This window comes from Nonomuraea insulae (assembly GCF_042656245.1).
On the sequence record NZ_JBHSPA010000027.1, the window covers coordinates 637,835 to 661,088 of the forward strand.

At 68.0% G+C, this 23,254-nt stretch carries 20 protein-coding genes; 11 read left to right on the plus strand and 9 right to left on the minus strand.

The features are described 5' to 3' along the window. Positions 1-379: 379 nt before the first annotated feature. The 7 genes from ACFPZ3_RS25220 to ACFPZ3_RS25250 all read left to right on the plus strand — a co-directional run bounded on the left by ACFPZ3_RS25220 (position 380) and on the right by ACFPZ3_RS25250 (position 7,396). Complete coding sequence (locus ACFPZ3_RS25220; RefSeq protein ID WP_379516682.1) at positions 380-1,684, plus strand: M50 family metallopeptidase; 1,305 nt, start codon at positions 380-382, stop codon at positions 1,682-1,684. A gap of 233 nt (positions 1,685-1,917) precedes the next feature. After that, complete coding sequence (locus tag ACFPZ3_RS25225) at positions 1,918-2,244, plus strand: transposase (RefSeq protein ID WP_379516683.1); 327 nt, start codon at positions 1,918-1,920, stop codon at positions 2,242-2,244. A 44-nt stretch (positions 2,245-2,288) separates the two neighbouring features. Next, complete coding sequence (locus tag ACFPZ3_RS25230; protein ID WP_379516684.1) at positions 2,289-2,939, plus strand: IS3 family transposase; 651 nt, start codon at positions 2,289-2,291, stop codon at positions 2,937-2,939. A gap of 243 nt (positions 2,940-3,182) precedes the next feature. Continuing rightward, positions 3,183-3,368, plus strand: coding sequence for a hypothetical protein (locus ACFPZ3_RS25235; protein ID WP_379516685.1), 186 nt, complete (start codon positions 3,183-3,185; stop codon positions 3,366-3,368). A gap of 240 nt (positions 3,369-3,608) precedes the next feature. Beyond that, positions 3,609-4,178: a 2Fe-2S iron-sulfur cluster-binding protein gene (locus ACFPZ3_RS25240; RefSeq protein ID WP_379516686.1), complete on the plus strand. Its 570-nt coding sequence runs from the start codon at positions 3,609-3,611 to the stop codon at positions 4,176-4,178. Next, positions 4,175-5,158, plus strand: a complete 984-nt coding sequence (locus ACFPZ3_RS25245; RefSeq protein ID WP_379516687.1) for an FAD binding domain-containing protein — start codon at positions 4,175-4,177, stop codon at positions 5,156-5,158. Before ACFPZ3_RS25240 ends, ACFPZ3_RS25245 begins: the two co-directional genes overlap by 4 nt. A gap of 9 nt (positions 5,159-5,167) precedes the next feature. Continuing rightward, positions 5,168-7,396, plus strand: a complete 2,229-nt coding sequence (locus ACFPZ3_RS25250; protein ID WP_379516688.1) for a molybdopterin cofactor-binding domain-containing protein — start codon at positions 5,168-5,170, stop codon at positions 7,394-7,396. Between the two features lie 225 nt (positions 7,397-7,621). Here the strand turns inward: ACFPZ3_RS25250 and ACFPZ3_RS25255 are convergent, their stop codons facing one another. After that, complete coding sequence (locus tag ACFPZ3_RS25255; RefSeq protein WP_379516689.1) at positions 7,622-8,440, minus strand: TetR/AcrR family transcriptional regulator; 819 nt, start codon at positions 8,438-8,440, stop codon at positions 7,622-7,624. A 124-nt stretch (positions 8,441-8,564) separates the two neighbouring features. Between ACFPZ3_RS25255 and ACFPZ3_RS25260 the strand changes: the two genes are divergently transcribed. Next, positions 8,565-10,238 carry a carboxylesterase/lipase family protein gene (locus ACFPZ3_RS25260; protein ID WP_379516690.1) on the plus strand — a complete coding sequence of 558 codons (1,674 nt, stop codon included), beginning with the start codon at positions 8,565-8,567 and terminating at the stop codon, positions 10,236-10,238. Between the two features lie 280 nt (positions 10,239-10,518). On the opposite strand, the gene ACFPZ3_RS25265 is transcribed toward ACFPZ3_RS25260, so the two are convergent. Both ACFPZ3_RS25265 and ACFPZ3_RS25270 read right to left on the minus strand, forming a co-directional pair. Beyond that, entirely contained in the window at positions 10,519-10,761 is a 243-nt protein-coding gene (locus ACFPZ3_RS25265; RefSeq protein ID WP_379516691.1) for a hypothetical protein, read from the minus strand. 61 nt (positions 10,762-10,822) lie between these two features. After that, on the minus strand, positions 10,823-11,746 hold the full coding sequence (locus ACFPZ3_RS25270) for a helix-turn-helix domain-containing protein (RefSeq protein ID WP_379516692.1): 924 nt from the start codon (positions 11,744-11,746) through the stop codon (positions 10,823-10,825). 206 nt (positions 11,747-11,952) lie between these two features. Between ACFPZ3_RS25270 and ACFPZ3_RS25275 the strand changes: the two genes are divergently transcribed. Further along, positions 11,953-12,933 (plus strand): aldo/keto reductase, encoded by a 981-nt coding sequence (locus tag ACFPZ3_RS25275; protein ID WP_379516693.1) that lies wholly within the window; start codon positions 11,953-11,955, stop codon positions 12,931-12,933. Between the two features lie 95 nt (positions 12,934-13,028). Beyond that, the gene (locus ACFPZ3_RS25280) at positions 13,029-13,433 is read left to right on the plus strand and encodes a nuclear transport factor 2 family protein (protein WP_379516694.1); all 405 of its coding nucleotides are present in this window, start codon (positions 13,029-13,031) and stop codon (positions 13,431-13,433) included. A gap of 772 nt (positions 13,434-14,205) precedes the next feature. On the opposite strand, the gene ACFPZ3_RS25285 is transcribed toward ACFPZ3_RS25280, so the two are convergent. From ACFPZ3_RS25285 to ACFPZ3_RS25310, 6 genes are all read right to left on the minus strand, one after another. Next, positions 14,206-15,111: an alpha/beta fold hydrolase gene (locus tag ACFPZ3_RS25285; RefSeq protein ID WP_379516695.1), complete on the minus strand. Its 906-nt coding sequence runs from the start codon at positions 15,109-15,111 to the stop codon at positions 14,206-14,208. Between the two features lie 229 nt (positions 15,112-15,340). Next, a complete protein-coding gene (locus tag ACFPZ3_RS25290) occupies positions 15,341-17,206 on the minus strand; it encodes a CocE/NonD family hydrolase (protein ID WP_379516696.1) in 1,866 nt (621 codons plus the stop codon). 50 nt (positions 17,207-17,256) lie between these two features. Next, positions 17,257-17,661, minus strand: coding sequence for a hypothetical protein (locus ACFPZ3_RS25295; RefSeq protein WP_379516697.1), 405 nt, complete (start codon positions 17,659-17,661; stop codon positions 17,257-17,259). 324 nt (positions 17,662-17,985) lie between these two features. Then, a complete protein-coding gene (locus ACFPZ3_RS25300; protein WP_379516698.1) occupies positions 17,986-19,515 on the minus strand; it encodes an FAD-dependent monooxygenase in 1,530 nt (509 codons plus the stop codon). Between the two features lie 205 nt (positions 19,516-19,720). Then, complete coding sequence (gene abc-f / locus ACFPZ3_RS25305; protein WP_379516699.1) at positions 19,721-21,406, minus strand: ribosomal protection-like ABC-F family protein; 1,686 nt, start codon at positions 21,404-21,406, stop codon at positions 19,721-19,723. Between the two features lie 90 nt (positions 21,407-21,496). Beyond that, the gene (locus ACFPZ3_RS25310) at positions 21,497-22,357 is read right to left on the minus strand and encodes an SDR family oxidoreductase (RefSeq protein ID WP_379516700.1); all 861 of its coding nucleotides are present in this window, start codon (positions 22,355-22,357) and stop codon (positions 21,497-21,499) included. Positions 22,358-22,488: 131 nt separating this feature from the next. On the opposite strand from ACFPZ3_RS25310, the gene ACFPZ3_RS25315 reads away from it, so the two are divergent. Beyond that, on the plus strand, positions 22,489-23,100 hold the full coding sequence (locus ACFPZ3_RS25315; protein ID WP_379516701.1) for a TetR/AcrR family transcriptional regulator: 612 nt from the start codon (positions 22,489-22,491) through the stop codon (positions 23,098-23,100). Positions 23,101-23,254 lie beyond the last annotated feature (154 nt).

The window sequence follows — 23,254 nt, forward strand, 5'->3', positions numbered from 1 at the left end:
ACCTTCGCGAATGTTCAGGAGCTCAAGACGGCCGTCGGCGAGAAGTTCGGCCCGACCGAGTGTCGGAGCCGCCAGATAGGCGCTGATCTGGGCAATCAGCTGCCCGTCTCCGACTCGGCTTGAGCCGTTGCCTCTTGGACGGCAGGGCGGCCCGTGGCGAGTTGGCGAACTGAACGTACTTGTAGATGGTCGAGCGGCTGGCACCGAGAAGCGTGTTCTCCGGCCAGGTGAGCAGGTCGCGGGCTGAATGCATGAGCTGCCAATGCTCGGGAAATGCGGTCAGCCTTGGGGTGCGGCGAGTTCGACTACATTGGAGCTTCGCAACTTTCGTCTCGTCCTTCACATCTGTCCTTGTCGCCTGCCGAGGAGCGGCCCCAAGATGAACTGGCTCTACGTCGCGGGGATCATCCTCTTCCTCCTCGGGTTGATGATCTCCATCGCGCTGCACGAGCTCGGCCACCTGGTGCCGGCCAAGATCTTCGGCGTCAAGGTGACCCAGTACATGGTGGGCTTCGGCTCCACGGCCTGGTCCCGGCGCAGAGGCGAGACCGAATACGGCATCAAGTGGATCCCGTTCGGCGGCTACATCCGCATGATCGGCATGCTGCCGCCGCGCCCCGGTGACGAGCCCGGCAAGCTCAGGAGCATGGCGACCGGCCCGTGGCAGGGCTTGATCGAGTCGGCCCGCGACGCCGCCCAGGAAGAGGTGCGGCCGGGTGACGAGGACCGGGTCTTCTACCGCAAGAAGTGGTGGCAGAAGGTCATCATCATGTCCGGCGGGCCGTTGATGAACTTCGTGCTGGCGTTCGTCTTCTTCACCATCCTGCTGGTCGGCATCGGCCTGCCCGCCGAGGCCCCGATCGTCTCGCCCACCACCGAAACGTGCGTAATCCCCGTCTCCGAGCAGCGCGCCGCCTGCAAGCCCGGCGACCAGCCCACCCCGGCCGCGCAGGCGGGTCTCAAGCCGGGCGACCACATGGTCTCCTTCGACGGCGCCACGATCAGCTCCTGGGAAGACGCCAAACGCCTGATCCGCTCCCACGGCGCCGGCCCGGTCAAGCTCGGCATCGTGCGTGACGGTAAGCCAATGACGTTCGACGTCACCCTCATCGCCCAGGACCGGCCCAACCTCGAAGACCCCGAGAAGATCGACAAGAACGTCGGCTTCCTCGGCATGCGGCCCACCGAGGTGATGGAGCAGCAGAGCGTCGGCCAGGTGATCGGCTACATGGGCGGGCTGACGGCCAAGGTAGCGGGCTCGATCTTCAACCTGCCGGAGAAGATGGTCGGCGTCTGGCACGCGGCCTTCTCCGGCGAGGAGCGCGACCCCGAGGGCCCGGTGGGCATGGTCGGCGCGGGCCGCTTGGGCGGCGAGATCCTGACCTCCGACCTGTCCAACGAGGAGAAGATCGCCACCTTCGTCAACCTGCTGGCCGGCTTCAACCTGGCGATCGGCATGTTCAACCTGATCCCGCTGCTGCCGCTCGACGGCGGACACATCGCGGGCGGCCTCTGGGAGGGCTTCAAACGGGCCTACGCCAAGATCATGCGGCGGCCGAAGCCCAAGCACGTCGACATCGCCAAGGTGTTGCCGCTGACGTACGCGGCGGCGCTGGCGATGATGATCATGGCGGGTCTGCTCGTCTACGCCGACCTGGTCAACCCGCTCACACTGACGAACTGACGGACCGGTTCGTGCCAATAGATCCGCGCCGTGCCCTTCGACAATACAGAAGGTCAGGCCAGGGACCTCCGGGGCGGGTGGTGTGTGATCTGAGGAAAGTGCCGGAGACGGGTCCGAGCTTCAGGGCGGTTCGTTTGGAGAGCAGGACGTGCCGGTTGGGTGTGTTAGGCCAGGTGACGCGGCGTATGGCCTTCCCCTCATAACGTGGAGACCGAACCGAGAGAGGTTTGGTCGTGGCAGCAGTCACGCGGCGGCGCTTTGATCCGGAGTTCCGGGCCGGGGCTCTGCGTATCGTCAAGGAGACCGGCAAGCCCGTGGCCCAGGCAGCGCGGGATCTGGGGATCAGCCCGTACACGTTGCACAATTGGGTGCAGATGGATCGGCTCGCCGAGCAGTACAACGGCGACGGCGACGGGAGCGGAACGCTGAAGGAGTCCGAGCAGGAGGAACTGGCCCGGCTGCGGCGGGAGCAGGCCGAGCTGGCCAAGCAGCACGCCCAGGACAAGGCGGCGTGGGAGAAGGAACGCGCCGAGCTGGAAGACGAGCGTGACGTGCTCTAGCGTTCCGTGGTCTTGTGGGTCAAAGAGGCGATGGGCCGATAAGCGTGGCGGCCTTCATCAGCTCCCAGAAGACCGAGCACGGCATCGACCACACCATCTCCTGCCGGGCCTTGGGGGTCTCGCAGTCCTGGTACTACAAGTGGAAGAACCGCATCGGTCAGGACGCGCCGACCGCCCGCCAGCGCCGCCGGGCCGACCTGGACGAAGAGATCACCCGCTCCTTCGAGGCCTCGGGCAGCACCTACGGCTCACCGCGGATCACCCGTGACCTGCACGAGGCGGGCTGGCGGGTATCGGAGAACACGGTGGCGGCGCGGATGGCCGAGCTCCGCCTGGCCGGCCGGGTGCGCCGCAAACCGCGCTCGCTGACCCGGCAGGGCAAGAGGCCCGCCGCCCCGGACCTGGTGCGCCGGAAGTTCACCGCGCCCGCTGCGGACGTGCTGTGGTGCGGCGACGTGACCCAGATCGACACCGATGAGGGCAAGCTGTATCTGGCCACGGTCGAGGACCTGTTCTCCCGCCGGCTGCTCGGCTACGCCATGTCCGAGCACCACGATGCGGCGCTGACCTGCGCCTCGTTGCAGATGGCGGTGGCCACCCGCGGCGGCGACGTAGACGGAGTGATCTTCCACTCGGACCGCGACAGCTCCCAGGGGACCTTCGCGCGGAGTGCTGACGGCTCCGGTTCGCCGTGATAGACCGGGCTGTAGACGGCGCGTCTTTCGGGGAAGGCCGTTGCGGCTACAAGGCTGGTCACGGTTCCCCGTCCCGCATCCGGCCGGTAGCCCACCTCGCCCCGACAGGCCCCCGTGTGCCGGAGGCGAACAGCCGTGGGGCTGTCAGCGGCCCGGTTTACAGCCCCACGGCCCCACCTCAACGCCGCCCTGCCTGCCTCTCAGCAGGCCCGTGCCCGGCCGCACGCATGCCGTCACTGGCGTGTGACGTCCTCCGCACCGCCGGGGGCGCCCTCGGCGCTGGTGCACGTGCGGCGGACCCGTCGCCGGGACCGGCCACCGATCCTGCTGCCGCAACAGGTCCAGGCGATCCTCGACGGCTGCGCGGTCTATGACACCGACCGCGGAGAGTGGGCCGGCAACCTGCGTGACCGACAGCAAGCGCGGTGAGACGCGTGCAAGGGCGGCTTGGCCAGTAGACCTCGGATACTAGCGTAGTGCTTTACTAACAATTCGCTGTTCTCCCTGGTCAGAGGCGGCTTGGATGAGCGTAGCGGGGTAGTTTCCCCTCGGTGCAACGAACCCTCACGGTGCGACGGTTTTGCCAGACCCGGGGACGGGGGAGCGTGCCCGGCAGTGGCGACGCATATCCAGGCTGACACCGGCACCTAGTGAGGAAGGCGGGCTGTGATGAGCGATCCAGATACGGGCGTCGCGGGGCGGAGCCAGGGCGAGATGGCCCAGCTCTCGGCGATTGAGTTGAGCGTCAACGATCAGGTGCGGCGGCTTGAGGTGGATCCGCGGACCTCGCTGCTCGACGCGCTGCGCGAACATCTGCGCCTGAGTGGGACCAAGAAGGGGTGTGACCACGGCCAGTGCGGCGCCTGCACTGTGCTGATCAACGGTCGGCGCGTCAACTCCTGTTTGACGCTCGCTGTCATGCACGAGGACGACGAGGTGGTGACGATCGAAGGCCTGGGCGATCCCGGTGGCCTGCACCCCATGCAACTCGCCTTCGTCGAGTGTGACGGCTTCCAATGTGGCTACTGCACTCCCGGCCAGATCTGTTCGGCTGTCGGCATGCTCACCGAAGTGGAGGCGGGTTGGCCCAGTCACGCCACCGCTGACGTGGCCTCGCCGCGGATCGCATTGAGCGATGAGGAGATCCGCGAGCGGATGAGCGGCAACATCTGTCGGTGCGCCGCCTATCCGAACATCGTCGCGGCCATCCGGAGCGCGGCGGAAGGAGACCGGGGATGAGGCCTTTCACCTACGAGCGCGCGGCGGACGCGCGAGTCGCCGTGGCCGCGGTGTCTCGACCCGGCGCGAAGTTCATCAGCGGCGGCACCAATCTGCTCGACCTGATGAAGCTCGACATTGAGCAGCCCAGCCATCTGGTCGACATCAGCCGGCTTCCATTGCGGGACATCGAGGAATTGCCGGACGGCGGACTGCGAATCGGCGCCCAGGCGCCGAATTCCGACGTGGCCGCCGATGCCCGGGTACGCACCCGCTATCCGGTGCTGTCTCAGGCACTGCTGTCCGGCGCCTCGGGCCAACTGCGTAACAAGGCGTCCACCGGCGGGAACCTGTTGCAGCGCACTCGCTGCCCCTACTTCTACGACACAGCCGCGGGCTGCAACAAGCGGAATCCCGGATCCGGATGCTCGGCGATCGGCGGCTTCAACCGGATACACGCGATCCTCGGCGTCAGCGACTCCTGCATCGCTACCCACCCCTCGGACATGGCCGTCGCGATGGCCGCGCTGGAGGCGCGGATCGAGCTGCTCGACGCCGATCAGTCGGTACGCCGCGTCGCCATCACAGACTTCTACCGGCTTCCCGGCGACACGCCGCACATCGAGACCGTGCTGCGGCCGGGCGAGATGATCACGAGCGTCGTCCTGCCGCCGCCTCTTCCGGGCCGGCAGCTCTACCGCAAGGTGCGCGACCGGGCGTCTTACGAGTTCGCGCTGGTCTCCGTGGCGGCTGTCGTCTCGGCCGATCAGGGAAGGATCAGTGAGGCGCGGGTGGCGTTCGGCGGTGTGGCGCACAAGCCGTGGCGGTCCACCGAAGCGGAGGCCGCGTTGACCGGCCGTCCGGCCACGATGGGTACCTATCAGGCCGCCGCCGAGGCGGCCATGCGCGGCGCGGTGGGTCAGGGCCACAACGACTTCAAGATCGAGCTGGCCAAGCGCACGCTGTGCCGAACGCTGGCACAAGTGGCCCAGGCGAGCTGAGGAGGCGAGATGATCGGGCAAGCGTTGAACCGCGTCGACGGCCCGTTGAAGGTCACCGGCCGGGCCACCTATGCCTACGAGCATTGGGAGGGCGGCCAACCGCTCTACGGGTTCATCGTCGGAGCGACGATCGGCAAAGGTCGCATCACCCGGATCGACACCGAGAGCGCCGAACGCGCACCCGGCGTGCACATGGTGATGACTCATCTCAATGCCCCGGCGCAAGGCGCCCGTGATGAGTCCATTCCGATGGAAATCTGGCGCGCCCAGCCGGTGCTGACCAGCCCTGACATTCACCATTACGGCGAGCCGGTGGCACTCGTCGTCGCCGCGACCTTCGAGGAGGCCCGAGCGGCGACCGATCTCGTTGACGTGGAATACGCCGGTGGGCGGGGACGATTCGACTTCGCCGCGCACGAAGATGAGGTGTACGCCCCGAAAGTGGTCAATGCCGGCTTGCCCACCGACACTGCGGTGGGCGATTTCGATGCCGGGTTCGGCAGCGCGGCGGTCAGAGTCGACCAGCATTACACGACGCCGTACGAGTTCTCGATGCCGATGGAACCGAACGCGTGCCTGGTGGAACCGCGTGGCGAGGACCTGGTCGTCTACGTCAGCTGCCAGATCGTCGATGCGGCGCGGGCCTCGATCGCCGCCACGCTTCAGATGGACCCAGCGCGGATTCACATCGTCACCCCCTTCGTCGGCGGGGGATTCGGCTCCAAACTCGGCATCCATTCCGAGACCATCCTGGCAGCGCTCGCCGCGCGCGCGTCGCGCCAACCGGTCAAGGTCGCGCTGACCCGGCAGCAGATCTTCCAGCTCGTCGGCATGCGCCCCACATCAAGCCAGCGGGTTCGGCTGGGCGCGGGGCGCGACGGACGGCTGGTGGCGATCGCCCACGAGGTCACCATGCACACCAACCCCGACTTGGAGTACGCCGAGCAGACCGCCGCCACGACCCGCAGCCTCTACGCCGCGCCCCACCGGTTCACCAGCCACCGGCTGACGCCGCTCGATCTGCCGCGCGGGGCAGACGTCCGCGCGCCGGGCGAGCAGCCGGGCCTGCTGGCGGTGGAGTCGGCGATGGACGAGCTGGCCGACGCGCTCGGGATGGACCCGGTCGAGCTGCGGATCCGCAACGAGCCCACGGTCGATCCCGAGCGAGACGTGCCGTACAGCAACCGGCACCTGGTCGACTGCCTGCGCGAAGGCGCGCGCCGGTTCGGTTGGGAGCGCCGCCCCGCCACCCCGGCGAGTGTCCGCGAGGGACGGTGGTTGGTCGGCTACGGCATGGCGGTCGCCATCCGCGGGCATTACCAAGGGCCGACAACGGTGCGGGTGCGGTTGGAGACGGACGGCAGCGCCGTCGTCCAGACGGACATGACCGACCTCGGCACGGGCACTTACACCATCCTGACGCAGGTCGCGGCCGACGGTCTCGGACTGCCGCCCGATCGGGTGCGGATTGAGCTCGGGCGTTCCGAGCTTCCCTCCAGCTGGGGGTCCGGTGGCTCGTGGGGCGCCGCCAACTCGAGCACCGCGGTGCATCGGGCGTGCGCGTCCCTGCGTGAGAAGCTGCTGGTCGCGGCGTGCGGCGACGCGCGCTCCCCGCTGCACGGCCTGGACCCGGCAGACGCCGTGTTCGCCGATGGCAGCGTGCGCATCGATGGCGCGTCCGAGGCGCTGAGCGAGATCGTCGCACGCAACCATCCCGGAGGTGTGGAGGCGGAGGGCGAGACCCGCTTCATGGGCGATGATCCGAACTACGCGGCCTACTCGATCCACACCTACGGGGCCCATTTCGCTGAAGTGGGGGTCGACTCGGACACCGCCGAGATCCGTCTGCGGCGGATGCTTGGCGTGTTCTCGGTGGGCCGCGTGCTCAACGCGAAGACGGCGCGCTCGCAACTGATCGGTGGCATGATCTGGGGGGTCGGCGCCGCCCTCGAAGAAGAGGCCATCGTCGACCCGCGATCCGGCGCCTTCGTCAACCGGGATCTCGCGCAATACCTGGTGCCGGTCCACGCCGACATCCCCGAGGTCGACGCCGTCGTCCTGGACGGGTACGACGACAAGGCCAACGTCCTGGGCGCGAAGGGCGTCGGTGAGGTGGGCATCTGCGGGGCCGGTGCGGCGGTCGCGAACGCGGTGTTCAACGCCACCGGGGTGCGCGTGCGCGACTTCCCCGTCACGCTCGAGAAGGTGTTGCCCGGTCTACCACCGATGGATGCCTGAACCTGTGACGACCGTGCCGGTTCGCCGGCCAGCATGCGTGAGCCGACGGTGTCCGGGCCCATCGTCGTCGGTGCGGGCGAGTCCAGCCAGGGGACGTGGCCGGCGGCGGGTCGACCGGTTTCCGGCGCGCCCGCTCGCCATCGGCCCGGCTGTACTTACCGGTGAGCACCCCCGCCGGCCAGTGGCGAGTACGGCACTACTCCCAACCCCATCTCGCGTGCTCGATCACACTGTGGCATCGGAGGCGTCAGCTCGCGGCCCGCCCTCTCCTTCGCAGGTTCCTGGATGAACCTGCGAAGGAGGCTCTGCGGCACGTTTTGCTGTGACCAGTACGCCGATCCCGTCCAGGATCCGGTCGAGGCCGAAGGTCACGTCATCGTCGACGACGTCGCCGCTGTAGTCGTTGCCGTCCATCATGAACGCCAGGACCGAGTGACCGCGTTCGCGCAGCCGGGGCAGGAGGAATCTGGTCACGGTGTCCGACTGCACCGGAGTCGCGGTGCTGTGCCGCAGGTCGCGACGCATGCCGCCGACCTGTCGCGCGTAGCCGTCCAGCACGAATGCGCACCCCAACGCCTCGGTGGGGGTCAGCCCGGCGCCGGTCAGCACTTTCAGAATGGCCTCCGCCCAGCCCAGCAGGTTCGGCGTCACGGGGGCCCCGCGGACGGGGAGATCGCACAGCCAGGGGTGGACATCGCATCGGTCGATCATCGCCCGCGTCCACATGCTTGCCGCGGCGCGCCAGTCTCCCGTCCCGGACGCTAGGTCCGGCGCCGTAGCCCAGCCGGCCTCGGCGACCAGAACCAGCAACTCGTCCCGAGACCTCACATAACGGTAGATCGCGTTCGCAGTGAGCCCGAGCCGCTGGGCGATCTTGGGCATCGACAACGCACCATATCCGTCCGCGTCGGCCAGTTCGACGGCCGCGCCGACGATCTGCTCGATGCTCTGCGACGGCTTACGCCCGAGCTTGGTCGTCTTGGCGGGGAGGCCCCACGCCAAGGCCAGCCCTGGCGGCAGCTCCGAGCCCTCCATGGCCGGCATCTGGTGGCCTCCTCTGCACGACTGGGATTCCCTGTCGTGCCGACTCTACCTTGACTTCGTGTATGCCCCACACTTAAGTTAGTGCGGCCCACACACAAATACATGTCATCAGAGGGAGCACGACATGAAACTGCAGCATCGACACCACGCGTCGGGCCGGCGCACCCAACGGCTCGGCCGTGCCGTCAGTGTGGGAGCGCTATTGACCGCGGCGTTGCTCTCGAACACGATCGCCGGCGCAGGGGCAGCCGACGCGCTGTCACCGGATCGCGGCGACAACACCTCTGCCGCCTCCACCGTGGTTCGGACCGATGCCGGCGCTGTCCGCGGCAGGGTCGAGGCGACTGCCAGGGTGTTCCAGGGGATTCCGTACGCCAAGCCACCGGTGGACGACCTGCGCTGGGCCTCACCGCAACCGGCCAAGCCCTGGCAGGGCGTGCGAGACGCCACCAAGCCGGGCAACCGCTGCGCCCAGGCCGGCGGGCTGATCGATCAGCCCAGCACGACAGAAGACTGCTTGTTCCTCAACGTCACGACGCCGCGCGCTACCAAGAAACACAAACTGCCGGTGATGGTGTGGATCCACGGCAACGGCTTCATTAACGGCACCAGCAGCCTGTACGGCGCGCAGCGCCTGGCCGCCGACGGTAACGTGATCGTGGTCAGCCCGAACTACCGGCTCGGAATCTTCGGATTCCTCGCCCACCCGGCCCTTGACCATGCCAAGGCCCGGAACCTGTCCGGGAACTTCGGTCTCGAAGACCAGCAGGCCGCCCTGCGCTGGGTGCAGCGCAACGCCGCGGCATTCGGCGGCGACCCCGGCAACGTCACGATCTTCGGCGAATCCGCCGGCGGGACCAGCGTCTGCGCCCAACTTGCCGCGCCGACATCAGCGGGGCTGTTCCACCAGGCGATCGTGCAGAGCGCCCAGTGCACCGGCAAGAAGTGGTCACCGGGACCTCCCACCTGGTTCCCGCTGCCCCGCGCCGACCGTCAGCAGCACGGTCTCGACGTCGCGGCCAAGCTCGGCTGCACCAACCGGGTCACCGCGGCAGCCTGCCTGCGCGCCAAGCCTGTCAGCGAACTGGCCAAGTGGTCCGACGACGGTATCGGGTCAGGCCCCACCGTCGGCGGTGGATTCCTGCCACTCAGCCCCGAGCGCGCCTTCGCTACCGGTCATTTCAATCGTGTCCCGGTCATGCAGGGAACCACTCGAGACGAACACCACCTGTTCACCGCGGCGATCGAGGCCGCCACCGGAGATGTCACCACCCTGGACGGCTACCGCGAGCAACTAGCCGCTTTGTTCAAGCCGGCCGACCTGCAGCGAGTTCTGGCTCGGTATCCGGTCGCCAAGTTCCACTCCGCAGGCCAGGCACTCTCCACGGTCGTAACCGACTGGGCCTGGGGATGCCCCGCCCAAGACCGGGACCGCGCACTCGCCGTACACACCGCGGTCTACGCCTACGAGTTCGCCGACCTGACGGCGCCGTGGTTCAGCACCCTGCCCAAGCCCAACTTCCCCACCGGCGCGTTCCACGGAGCCGAACTGCAGTACCTGTTCGCCGACGAGCAACTCCCCGGCCCGCAGACGCCTGCCCAGCAACAGCTCTCCACAACCATGATCAGCTACTGGACCCGGTTCGCCGCCACCGGAAACCCCAACGGCAACGGACAACCCCGCTGGATGCCCTTCCAGGACGGCGGCCGGGCGCAATCACTCGCAACAACCACCGTCGGCCAGACCGACCTCAGCGCAGAACACCAGTGCGCCTTCTGGAAGACCATCGATTCGTGACCTCGATGTCCGTGACTTTGCCTAGCCGACCCGAGGTAGCTGAGCGAGTTGAGAATGCGACGGACGGCGTCAGCGTCCAGGAATCCGGGTGCATCCGGCTCAAGTCCGGCAACCTCGTGCGGACGGGTGGCGACCGTAAGCCTCCGAGCCCGTCCAGAAACGTATACCTTTCCGGACAGCGAATGACTGGCCTTGCAACGCCTCAGGTCAGAGGCTCGGCGGCCCGAATCTTCCCTATTCCGTGTGGCACCCGCTCCCGATGTGTGAACGAGCGACCCGATCAAAAGCTGATACGTCGTGATGGCTCGGTTCCTGCCGCCTGCTGGGGATCGCCATCGGGACTGGGCGCGGGTGCGAGATGGTCTTGCAGTTCGGCGTGCCGGAACTGGTAGACAGGCCCGACGGTGCGCAGCAGCCCGAGGCGGTGCATGTCGTCAAGGAACGGCAGCAATCCGGTGACGCCCGAGGCGAACCCCTGCACCAACTCGTCGGCAAGGGGGTCTTCTCCCGAACGCAGCCCCAATGTAGCTCTGTGGTAGATAACGGTGGGGGTATCACTTCAGGAGTGACAACCTCGCCCCGGGTTAAAGGTCACGTTGGTCCTCGGGGTTCTGGCCGCGTGTTCCCGCTGTCGGGTTGTTGTTCCGTTGGTCGTCGGCGTTCCAGCTGGCCAGGAGGCGGATCGCGTCGGCTTCGGGGGTGCCGGGCTGGGGGGTGTAGACACTGATGATCTGGCTGGAGACGGCGTCGATGCGGAGGGTCTCGTAGGGCAGTGTGATCTCGCCGATGAGTGGGTGCCGGAAGGTCTTGGTTCCGGCTCGGGGGGTTCGTACGTCGTTGGTCGCCCAGCGTGTCCGGAATTCTGTGCTGCGGGTGGCGAGTTGTCCGATCAGTTCGGTCAGGTCGGGGTCGTCGGGGTGGAGGCCGGCCTCGATGCGCAGCGTCGCCACGGTGTCGGCTGTGATCCGGTCCCACTCGGGGAACAGGTCTCGGGCCCTGGGCTCGTCGAGGAACAGGAAGCGGGCGCTGTTCGGCCGTCCGGGCAGGTCGTACACGGGTGCGAGGAGTGCGCGCCCGAGCGCGTTGGCCGCGAGGATGTCGAACCGGCCGTTGAAGACTACTGCGGGTAGGTGGTCCATGGAGTCGAGCAGCACCCGGATTCCGGGGTTGACCAGGTCCTTGGCCGCGCCGCGGCGCCGCTTGCGAGCCGCGGGGGTCAGGGCGGCGAGCAGCCGGTCGAGGTGGGCGCGTTCGTCGTCGTCCAGACGCAGGACGCCGGCGACGGCATCGACGACTCCGGCGGAGGGCCCGGTTGCCTGGCCGCGTTCGAGCCGCACGTAGTACTCCGGGCTGACCCCGGCGAGCAGCGCGACCTCTTCCCTGCGCAGACCTTTCACCCTTCGGCGGGTGCCCTGCGCAGGAAGGCCGGCGTCGGTGGGGGTGACCCGGGCGCGGCGGGTGGTGAGGAACTCGCGGACCGCTGCCCGCGCGGCCTCCTTCTCGTCCATGGGATCGAGGATAGGCCCGGCCCACGTCCCGCAAGGGGTCCCTGGGAGTACCCCTTTTCGCAGTGCCTGCCGGGATGTGGTGAACCGATGTTGGCTGGGTGTCGGCGAGATCGAGATCGCCGCCCCGGGTGCCGCGGACGTGGGCCCTGGCCGCCTTCTTCTGATGCGCCTTCTTTCGACGTTCCCAATGAGAAACGAGTTCTCCGATGCAGCACGCCATGCTGGGGAGCCTGCGGGTTTCCCGGATCGGCCTGGGTGCCATGTCCATGGCCGGCACCCTCCTGTCCGGCGGCGGCCTGGACGACGCCGAAGCCATCCGCGCGATCCATCGCGCGCTCGACCTCGACGTCACCCACATCGACACCGCTGAAAGCTACGGCCCGTTCCACAGCGAGGAGATCGTCGGTCAGGCGCTGGAGGGTCGGCGCGACCAGGTCGTCCTCGCCACGAAGTTCGGCATCCTGTCCCATGCCGGGGATGGATCCGGCCTGTTCGACAGCAGTCCGGCCAACATCCGCACCGCCGTCGAGGGTTCCCTGAAGCGCCTGCGCACCGACCGGATCGACCTCTACTACCAGCACCGGGTCGACCAGAACACCCCCATCGAGGAGACCATCGGCGCCGTGGCCGAGCTGGTCGCCGAAGGCAAGGTCCTGAGCATCGGCCTGTCCGAGGCCTCGCCGGACACGATCCGCCGGGCCCACGCCGTGCACCCGATTGCCGCGTTGCAGACCGAATACTCCCTGTGGACCCGCGATGTGGAGACCGATCTGCTACCTCTGCTGCGCGAGCTGGGCATCGGCCTCGTCCCCTACGCGCCACTCGGGCACGGGTTCTTGACCGGCCAGATCCGTACCCCGGAGGAGATCCCCGACGGCGACTGGCGCAAGACTAATCCGCGCTTCATCGGCGAGGCCTTCTACCAGAACCTGCAGCTCGTGGAGGAGGTACGGAAGATCGCGACCGAGGCCGGTGCCACCCCGGCCCAGATCGCGCTGGCCTGGCTGGTGGCCCAGGGCGGGGACATCGCCCCCATCCCCGGCAGCCGGCGCGTCGCTCGCGTCGAGGAGAACACCGCCGCCGACGGCGTCGTCCTGACCGCCGACCAGTTGCAGCGGCTCGACACCCTCACGCCGGCCACGGGCGCCCGGCACGACGACTTCAACGAGTCCACGATCGACCGCTGAACCCCGGCATCGACGAGGGTGCCGCAACCAACCCGAACACCGGACCCCAAGGGATTCTCGACGCACGAGAGCCCTCGCCCCACAGGAGAAACGCCATGCCCGCAGCCGCATCACTGACCGAGCAGAACCGCACGATCGTCGAAGCCATGTTCGCAGCGGCGAACAAAGGCGACATCGAGGGAGTCCTCTCCCACCTGTCCGACGACATCACGGTCATCGAACCGCTGTTCCTGCCCTTCGGGAAGGCCTACCACGGCAAGGACGAATTCCTCGCCCTCGCCCAGGTCTTGCCGAACTACCTCGACATCTCCTCGATCACGGTGCACTACACCATCGCCGACGGCGACCGCGTCGCGGCGTGCGTCGGCATCACGGACGTCGCGACCGGAGGACTGACCCAGTTCATCGAGCAATTCACCGTCAAGAACGGCAAGATCGTCGAGAACCGGCTGTTCTACCACGATGCCGGCACCTTGGTCGACAAGCCCAAGGTCGTCTAGCGCGAATGCGGGGTCTTGGTGTCTACCCCGGATTCCGCGAACGCGGGCCCTGTGGGGCTCAAGAACTCGAATCGCTTCCAGCGCAAGCCCTTTCGTCCGGTGGGTGGAAGGGCCCGGGGGTGCCCGAATGGCTGGTCCAGGCTACCTGGGATCACGTTTCGTGATCTTGTCCACGGTGTACGCCGTCAACCGGCCTCTGTTGTCATTGCCCGCGCCGCTGCTACGAAGGAGCGTCTCCAGAGAGGCGGAACTGCTGGTGCTTCGGGCATCAGAACACGGTCCAGCGCCGTCAGGTCCAGCGGGTGCGTTACTAGCCGGCCGACCGCCTGTGGTTGGCGGCGCTCTCGCACCTGATACCCCACCGCCAATGGCGGAGGATCTTCCCCGATGACCCCGGCCACGTTGCTGGCCTGGCACCGCAAACTCGTGGCGAAGAAGTGGGACTACAACAACCATCGCCCTCCCGGACGGCCACCCCCTCGGCTGCGGCTGTGAGGGCGCGCTGGAGTGGAGTGCTGAGCTGTTGCGTACGCGGGTGAGGTGCCCGCGATGGCATCCGGCGCGGGCGGCGTGCTCGGCGTCGCGGATGCGGACCACCGCGCCATCGCGCACATCGGTGAGCGCCTCGGTGTGGCGCTGCAGGGCCTAGCCAGGGGCAGGGTCGCTCGCCGGGGTGACAGCCGGGTGGGAACTGGGGCGGGCGGTCGCGGCCTGCCTGGCCGGGCCGGGGCCTGGTGGGCCTGGTGCTGTTACCTTGGACGGTTGTCCTGTGTCAGGGCCGCTGGCCGGTGTGGGTGGTGATCGCTGTTGCGAGGGGTGGTACGACCGCGAGGGGCAGTGCGTGGCCGAGACCGGGCACTGTGACGCGAGTGGCGGTGGGGATGGCGCGCGCTAGACGGTCGGCGTGCGGCGGCGGGGTGATGGGATCCTCCGGCGCGTCGATCACCAGGGTGGGCACCGAGACGTTCGCGAGCTCGGCCCCGCGCTCCATGCCCGATTGGTCGGCCAGGGCGTGGGCGGCGGGACTGTGCCAGGTGCCGCTATGGGTGGCGATCCGGCGTTCGAGGTCGGCGAACTCCTCGGCGTCGAAGGGCAGGATGGCACCGTTGAGGACCCGCCAGTGCTCGACGCGCCACCGCAGCTCCGCCTCCGGGTCGCGCTCTTGTCCGAGCTCCGCCCACAGTGCGAGCAGTCGGGGGTCGGGCCCGGGCAGGTCATCGTCGGAGATGCCAGGGTCGGGGGCCGCTCCGGCGATCAGCGCGGAGCCAAAGATCGTGGCGCTGAGCAGCCGGTCCGCGTGGTCGAGGAGGAGCAGTTGGACCAGGGTGCCGCCCAATGACATCCCGACCACGTGGGCGCGTGCGATCCGCAGCGCGTCGAGGACCGCGATCGCGTCGTCGGCCAGCGCCCGGATCGGGTAGGGGCGCTCGTGGAAGGCGTGGGTGGAGCGTCCGGTGTCGCGGTGGTCGTAGCGGACGACAAAGTGGTCCCGGGACAGCAGTTCGACCAACTCGTCGGGCCAGCATTGTCCGCTCGCGTTGGCACCCATCACCAGCAGCAGGGCGGGACGCTCCGGATCGCCGGTCATCTCCACCCAGAGCCGGTAGCCGTCTGCGACATCGACGAAGGTCTCGCCGCGGCGAAGTCCGCCGGCCTGCGGGTCGGTCGCTCGGGTCATGACTCACTCCTCGTGGGATGGGGGTTCAGAACGACGATAACCAGGCACTCGTGGGTGTGGTGGCGGCCGGATCGATCCTGGCGCGATGCCCTCCGCGATCGTGTTCTTCGCCTTTCAGCGGCATTTCGTGTTCGGCTTGTATCGGCCGGGTGCCGGGAGATGACGTCCGAGATGTCATGTGTGCGGTCGCGACCACGCCGGCCGCGACCGTACACGAAGACCGAACGGACTACTTACCAGCGGCCAGTGGCAGTGAGATCGCGGTGCCGGCCAGGTCGACGGTGACCTTGGTCCCGGTGCCGGTTTCGGCGTCGCCGAGGGCGGGTTCGCCGAGGTCGGCGTTGGTTCCGGTCAGCACCAGGCCGAGCTGGTGCCCGGCCTTGAACTCGTAGTCCTGCGGCAGCATCTTCCAGGTGATCTGGTACGCCTTGCCCGGCGTCAGCGGTGTCGGGTGGCTCAGTGACGTGCGGTTCTGCGCGTCCATGATTCCCCGGGCGACCACCTGGAAGGCGGAGGTGACCGTGTTGTCGGCGGCCCTCTGGTAGCAGCCGTCGTCATCGGCGGTGCTCTCGCCGACGCAGTCTTGGCCGTCGATGAGCTTGAGGCCTTGCCCCTTGCCGGGGTCGACGCCGTGGATGCGGGTGTCGGTGCCGTAGTCGACGAGCAGGACGCCCAGGTTGGCGGTCGGCTGGTCCAGCGTGACCTTCAGGCTCACCGACGGCGTCCCGGACAGCCGCACCGCGTTCTTCAGCGGCGAGGTCAGGAAGGCCAGCCGGTTCGGGTTGGTAGTGGCGGGGTCGGCGGCCATGGCGATCTCGGTCTGCCTGGTGTCGAGGTAGCCGCCCGTTCCGGTCGAGGGCGTCCGCCCCAGGGAGCCGTCCTGCTGCGGACGCAGGGTCACCGTCCGCGCCGTGGGTGCCGGCCAGTCGGCCTGGGTGATCCAGCGGTCCGGGCCGAGCTGTACGTCGGCGCGCGGCCGGCGCATGATGTCGTTGGGAACGCCCATCAGTTCGTGGTCGAACCACCGGTGCAGGGTGTCGACCCACACCTCGCGGCGGGCCCAGAACGGGTCGAGGTGCCCGTACTGCGTCACCCACACCTTGCGCTCCACCCCGCGGGGCAGCCCGGCCCACCATGTGGAGAACTGGTCGGCCATCACGTTGCGGTCCTGCATCCCCATCACCGAGAAGACACTGGCGCGCACGTTGCGCACCTTCGAGATCGGTCCGGTCCGGTAGTCGAGCTCGTGCCAGTAGCTGTTGTAATTGCCGGTGGCGTCGTCCGAGCCCTCGCTCATGCGCTGGCGCGCAGCGGCGCATTTCTCCTGCGGGTCGAGGTCGACCAGCCCGGCCAGCCATTCCTGCCCGCCTTTGAAGTCCGTGAGGGTGCCGTTCGCGCGCCACATGCCGTACCAGTTGCTGGGCCCCGCGAGCGGCACGATCGTCTCCAGCCCTTGCACGCCGGTGCCGGCGACGCCGATGGCGAGGGAACCTTCGTATGAATGGCCGATCATCCCGGTACGACCGGTGGTCCAGGATGCTTTCACCGCGGCGCCCTGGTCGTCGTAGGCGCTCGCCCGGCCGTTCAGCCAGTCGACGACCGCCTTGCCGCCCAGCACGTCGGACGGGCCGCCGCTGGTCGGGCAGCCGTCCGATAACCTGGTGCCGATCATGTCGACGGACACGAACGCGTACCCGCGCGGCACGAAGTAGTTGTCGTAGAACAGCGGAAACTTCGTCAGGTTCCCATCCGGGTCATACTCCTTGTGATCCAGCCCGAAACCGACACCCGGTCTGTCGAAATACGGGCTCTGGTGCATGATCACCGGAACTTTGAGCCCGGAACCGGACTCCTTCGGCCGGATGATGTCCACCCGGACCAGGTCCTTCTTGCCATCGCCGTCGCTGTCGACCGGCGACTCCACCTGGACGTGCTCACGGATGGCGTCGGCGTAGGAGAAGACGGGCTGGGTGAGCCCGCCGGACACTTCGATCGTCGGCTTCGCCGTGGCGGATGCGGCGGGAGCACCGGCCACCACGAGCACGGTCGCGAGCGCGACTGCGGCAAGAGACCCGCGCCGTTGCGAGACTGACATGTATACCCCTTTGGTTCGTAACCAGCTTAGTTGCGCAGGTTGACTTCCCATCAACCAGCGTCGAGGGCTCCGGTGACCTTGCGGGCCATCTCAGCCATGGTGGGGCTGGGCTCGTCCTGGTGGGTCCGGGCGGCTTCGATTTCGACGATGACCGTGCTGCGGAAGTTGTCGGCTTCTGCCGGATCCTGCTTGTTCAGCAGGCTCATGGCTGCTGTGAGGGCCGGCGGCACGTGGTCGGCCAGTTCGGCCACCGACTTGCCGTACAGGTTGATGTCCTTGCTCTTTGCGGCGAGCACGTGCCCGACCAGGCCGGTCGCCGAAGCCAGAGCGGTGGAGCCGTCGGTGGCGACCTTGTGGGGCTTGCCGGCCGCACCGGCGGCGGACATCAGCGTGACGGCGCCGTACGCGGCGGTGCGCAGGGTGGCCTTGCCCTGGTCGGTCAGGGTGACGGACATGGCCGTGTGCTCCTCTGCATCTGTTACGAGATCCACATTGAACGGGCGGATTGTGAAAATGCGGTCCTGCTAGTGCCCGAGGTATCTCGATGGCTTGGGCCGGGGCCGCCCGAGAGGATCGCGCCCGCGGGCGACCCGTCCTTCGGCAGACAGGGCCAAAGCCAACCCCGGCGGAAACGTTGACGGCTCGGCTGCCGGCGTCTGACCGTTGGGACGAGGGCGGGCATGCGCCGCCTGGCCCGGATAGGGATGATCGAGAGCCGGCCTCGGCCAGGCCGCCTGTCATTCAGTCGCGCACATCAGCGTGGTGATCTGCTCGGTGCTTCAGGGTGTGCCGAACCAGTCGGAGAGTGCTTGTCGCAGCGCGGGCGCTGCGCTGTCGGTGGGTTCGTCGATGGTTGCGGCCCAGGCGATATGGGCGTCCGGGCGGATCAGCAGGGCGTCGGCCGGTCGCTGATCGGTCTTGGCGGTATGGACCTCGACACGAGAATGCCAGCCACGCGCGGTCTCGCAGAGGTCCGGGCGATCGGCGAGGTCGAGGAAGATGGGCCGAGCGGTCTGCATGAGCTCCGCGACGCTGGTCATGCCCTGGTCGGTGTGCAGGATGAGGTCGGGGGCGAAGGTGCCGGCCAGCACGTGCTGGTCAGAGCCGGGCATCGGGTAGCGAATGTCGGTGCCGGCGACGAGGGCTCCCATGCGGCGCAGCGGTTGCTCGTCGGCGAGCAGTTCCTGGAAGACGTCCCGCAGCGCTTCGGCGGCCGCATCGTGCCCTCGCCGCAAGGCGACCTGAGCTCGGGTGTGCAGCATGGTGCGGGCGCCGGCGAGGTGGCGTTCGCTGTGGTAGGTGTCCAGCAAGCCGGCCGGGGCCCAGCCGTGGATGTCGGCGGCCAGCTTCCAGGCCAGGTTGACCGCATCCAGCATGCCGGCATTGAGTGCCACACCGGTGGCGGGAAACAGATGCGCCGCATCACCGGCCAGCAGGATCCGCCCGTCACGGTAGCGTTCGGCCTGCCGAGCCTTGAAGGTGAACCGCGACAGCCGAATCGCTTCTCCCAAGGGCAGATGCACGCCGAGCACGCGGCGGAGGCTGTCCTGGAGTTCGGACAGAGTCATCGGTATGTCGTCGTCGTATTCGGTGCTCTCGTCTTCGATGGTGTAGAGCGAGACGACCTTGGAGGCGGGCGACGCGGCGACTCCGAGGAGACCGTGGTCGGTCCGGGTGAAACCCGCGCGGATCGTGCCGAAGCCGGGGACCTCGAGATCGCCGTTGCCGAGCACGGTCACCTCGTCGGGCAGCGTGACCTGGGCCAGCCGGTTGACCTCCGGATAGTTGGTGCCGGGGAACGGAATACCGGCCCAGTCACGGACCGGGCTGCGCGCGCCGTCGCAACCCACGAGGTACCGAGCGGTCACCCGGTATGGCCCGTCCGGGCCACGCACGTCCACGGTCACCGCGGCAGCGTCCTGACTCACCTCGACTACCTCGTGTCCGCGGCGGAGGCCGACATCGAGTTCGCCGGCGCGTTCGTCGAGCAGTCGCTCAAGCAGTTGTTGCGGGAGAGGCAGTGCGTGCAGTGGGGGGTCTGCCAGCCGGGTGAAGTCCAGATGCACCCCGCCGAACGGGAAGCGGGGAGCCGGGACAGGGTCGGTGCAGGCTGCTTCGAAGCGTTCCAGCAAGCCCCGGTAGCGCAGCAGCTCCAGGATCTGCCCGCCGAGACCACCGGCCTTGGGGGTGTCTCGGCGCTGCGGCCGCCGCTCCAGCACCAGCGGCCGCACACCGGCCAGACGCAGTTCGGTGGCCAGCATCAGACCGGCCGGGCCGGCACCCACAATGATCACATCGGCGTCCGTCATCGGCCGCTCCTTTCGTAGGTTTTCGTCGTGTCCATGTCCGCCCACCTCCTGATACCGGCCTGGCGGCGGCGTGGCCGGGGCGGGATCGTGATGCTTCATGGCGATGGCCTTCCCATCGTTCGCAGGGCCCATCGAGTTGATGGCGTGTGGGTTGTTGCTGCGGCCAGCCAGGATGTGCTGACCACAACGAGCGGGCTCGTCGTGGTCACACAGTCACGTGGGGTAGCGTCACTCTGCCCGCCTTGAGCTCCAGGTGGGAGCCGGTGAAGGCGGCCCGCATGCGCCGGTCGTGGGTGACGATGACGAGCGCACCCTCATAATCGGTCAGAGCATCTTCCAGGTCGTCCATCAGGGCCGGGGACAGATGGTTGGTGGGTTCGTCCAGGAGCAGCAGATCGGCCGGTTCGCTGAGCATGCGGGCGAGTTCGAGCCTGCGGCGCAGGCCGGGAGAGAGAGCCTTGACCGGCGAGGCGAGCTGGGGGGCGCGGAACAGTCCGAGCGCGAGCAGCGCATCGGCGTGTTCGGCCGGATCTCCCGGTCGCCCCGCCGCGAACGCCTCCAGGAGGGTGCCTCCGCCGTACACCATGTCGTCCTGCTGACGCAGATGACCCACCCGGGGCACCCGGCGGACCGTGCCGGCGTCGGGGGCGAGTTCGCCGGCCATGACGCGCAGGAGTGTGGTCTTGCCCGCTCCGTTGGGGCCGGTGACCAGCAGCCGTGCTCCCGGTTGGATGCGCAGCGACTCGACGTACAGGCGCTCGCCGATGCGCACATCCGTCAGTTCCACGAGAGGTCCGGCGGTGCCGGTGCCGGTGCCGATGTCGGTGCCGGTGCCGATGTCGGCGGCGGTGACGTGTGCGGTGAACCGCAGAGGCGGCGGAGGCGGCGGAACCCGGTCCAGATGGAGTCGTCGCAGCCGTTCACGAGCTCCGCGGATCTTGCTCATCGCCCCGTGCGCCCGCGATCTGGCGCGGAAGGCACCCGCCCCGCTGAAGGCGGCCGGTGCCTTGCGCGGGATGACAGCCAGCCGTTTCGCGTGGGAATCGGCTAGCCCCTCCTGGCGGGTCACCTCGACGCGCCACTCCTGGTGCTCTCGCGCCCAGCGCGCCCTGGCTGCCGCCTTGGCCCGCAGGAATCCGGGGTAGCCGTTGCCGTAACGGTGCACAGTACGCAGATCATCGTCTACCTCCACGATGGTGGAGGTGACCCGCTCCAGGAAAAGGCGGTCGTGAGTGACCGCGATCAAGGTACCCCGGTGATGTCGCAGGTGGTCCTCCAGCCAGGCGACGGCCTGGTCGTCAAGGTCATTGGTGGGTTCGTCGAGAAGCAGCACCTCCGGAGCCGCGGCCAGGATCGCGGCCAGCGCGAGCCGGGACCTCTGCCCGCCCGACAGAAGACCCAGCGGGCGGTTGCGGTCCAGCCCGGGCAGGCCGAGTGCGTTCAGCATGATCTCGACCCGAGTGTCGGCCCGGTATCCCTCGCGGGCCTCGAACCGGGCGACCAGGTCCCCGTAGAGGGCCAGCTCGGCGGGCGTGGCATCACCGAGACCGAGCTCGAACTGCCGGATCCGGCGCTCCAGGTCGCGCAGGTCGGCCAGCGCGAGATCGATGGCGTCGCCGACGAGGGCGGTTGCGGGCAGATCCAAGGTCTGGGCCAGATAACCGACGCCACCGGGCGCCGCGACGGTGACAGAGCCGTTGTCGGGCTGGCTTCGTCCGGCGAGCAGGCGCAGCAGGGTCGACTTTCCGGAGCCGTTGTCGCCGATCACGCCGACCTTTTCGCCGGGCTTGACCGTGAGCGAGACCTCGTTGAGCACGATCTTGTCGTCATACCGCTTGGTGACGCCGGACAGGACGAGCTGGGTGTCGGATGAGGGATGACCGATACGCATATAAGCGTCCTTCTGATGTCGGTACGGCCGGAGCTGCTGGAGCCGGCGGTTCTGGTGGCGGAAAGGCCGGTGCTGACGCCGGTCTGCCGGTCAACCGGCGGTTTCGGGGGCGGGTACGGCGTGTTCGGCGGCGCGGCTGACCTGCTCCCAGGCGGCCCAGGTCTCCATCCGCCGGCGAGAGATGTCGAAGGCCAGGTCGTAGACCATGCTGCCGAGCAGCAGCCGCAACGGCGGGTCTTCGCTGTCGACCAGTTTCAGCAGCGCCTCGGCGGCCAGGCGTGGTTCACTGTCGATCGATCCTTCGGCCCACTGCTTTTCCAGTTCGGTGCGCAACGGGTCGTACTCGGTCGAGGGCGAGGTGGACGTCATGCTGGTGTACAGGTCTGTCCAGTAGCCGCCGGGTTGGACGATGCTGAGCTTGACGCCGAACGTCGCGGCCTCCATCGCCAGTGCCTCGCTCATGCCCTCCAGTGCGAACTTGCTCGCGCTGTACATGCCGGTGCTCGGGAAGCCGCCCAGGGCGGCGATGCTGGAGACCTGCACGATGTGACCGGAGGCCTGGGCGCGCAGGTGCGGCAGGACGGCCTGGCAGACCCACATCGCTCCGAAGAGATTGACCTCCAGCTGGGCGCGCGCCTCGGCTTCTGTGAACTCCTCGACCATGCCCGAGGACATGGTGCCGGCGTTGTTCACCACGATGTCGAGCCGGCCGAAGTGCTCGACGGCGGTGTTGGTGGCGGCGAACACCGCGTCGCGGTCGGTCACGTCCAGGGGAAGGGCGAGGAGTCGATCTCCGTACCGGTCGTCGAAGTCCTGTCGCCTGATGGTCCGGGCGGCGGCGGCGACGTGATCGCCGCGCTCCAGTGCGGCGAGAGCGAACGCGCGGCCCAGGCCGCGGCTGGCTCCGGTGATGAACCAGGTGCGGGTAGGGGTGGTATCCGGGGTGCGCATGTGCGGAGCTCCGATCGGTTGCGTACCTAACCGAGACGATCCGTCTCGTCTCGACAAGTCGTGACAGTACCGGATTCTCATCGCCATGTAAAGACGGACCGTCTCGTCTCGTTGTTTGTTAGGTTTACGGCATGACGACACAGCGCAAGTCCCTCTCCGGCACGACCCGCCGCAACGAGACCTCCCGGCGGGCCATCCTCGCCGCGGCATTCGAGCTGGTGCAGGAGGTGGGATACGCGAAGTTGAGCATCGAGGGCATCGCGGCCCGGGCCGGTGTCGGCAAGCAGACGATCTACCGCTGGTGGCCCTCCAAGGGGGCGGTCCTCTTCGATGCCTTCCTCATGCTCAGCGAGCAACCAGACAGCGGAGAGAGCGCCCTGCCCGACACGGGTGATCTGGAGGCCGACCTGAAGGCGGTCCTGCGGGCCACGATCGACGAACTCAACGATCCGCGCTATGACGAGCCGATGCGCGCCCTGAACACCGAGATCACCCATGATCCGGCGCTCGCCGCTCTCTACGCGGAACGACTGGACGGCCCGATGAGAGAGCTGAAGAAACAACGACTGCGCAGCGCCCAGCGGGCCGGGCAACTGGCCGAGGACCTCGACCTCGACGTGGCCGTCGACATGCTCTGGGGACCACTGCTCAACCGATGGCTCCAGCGCAACGGAGCACTCACCGCCGAGTATGTCGACAACATCGTCGAGACCGCTCTCAACGGTCTGCGCCCGCGTCACTGACGCTTGCGAAACCTCCCTTGAGTTCGTTTTGCGATGCCGGGGCCCTGCCGAGCAGTCGCGCACGCGACCCGAGACCGGAAGCCGTCACCCTGGACTGAAAATCTAGAACGATCATTCACCATCTCGGGGGAGGGCACGATCCGGTGGATCCCAG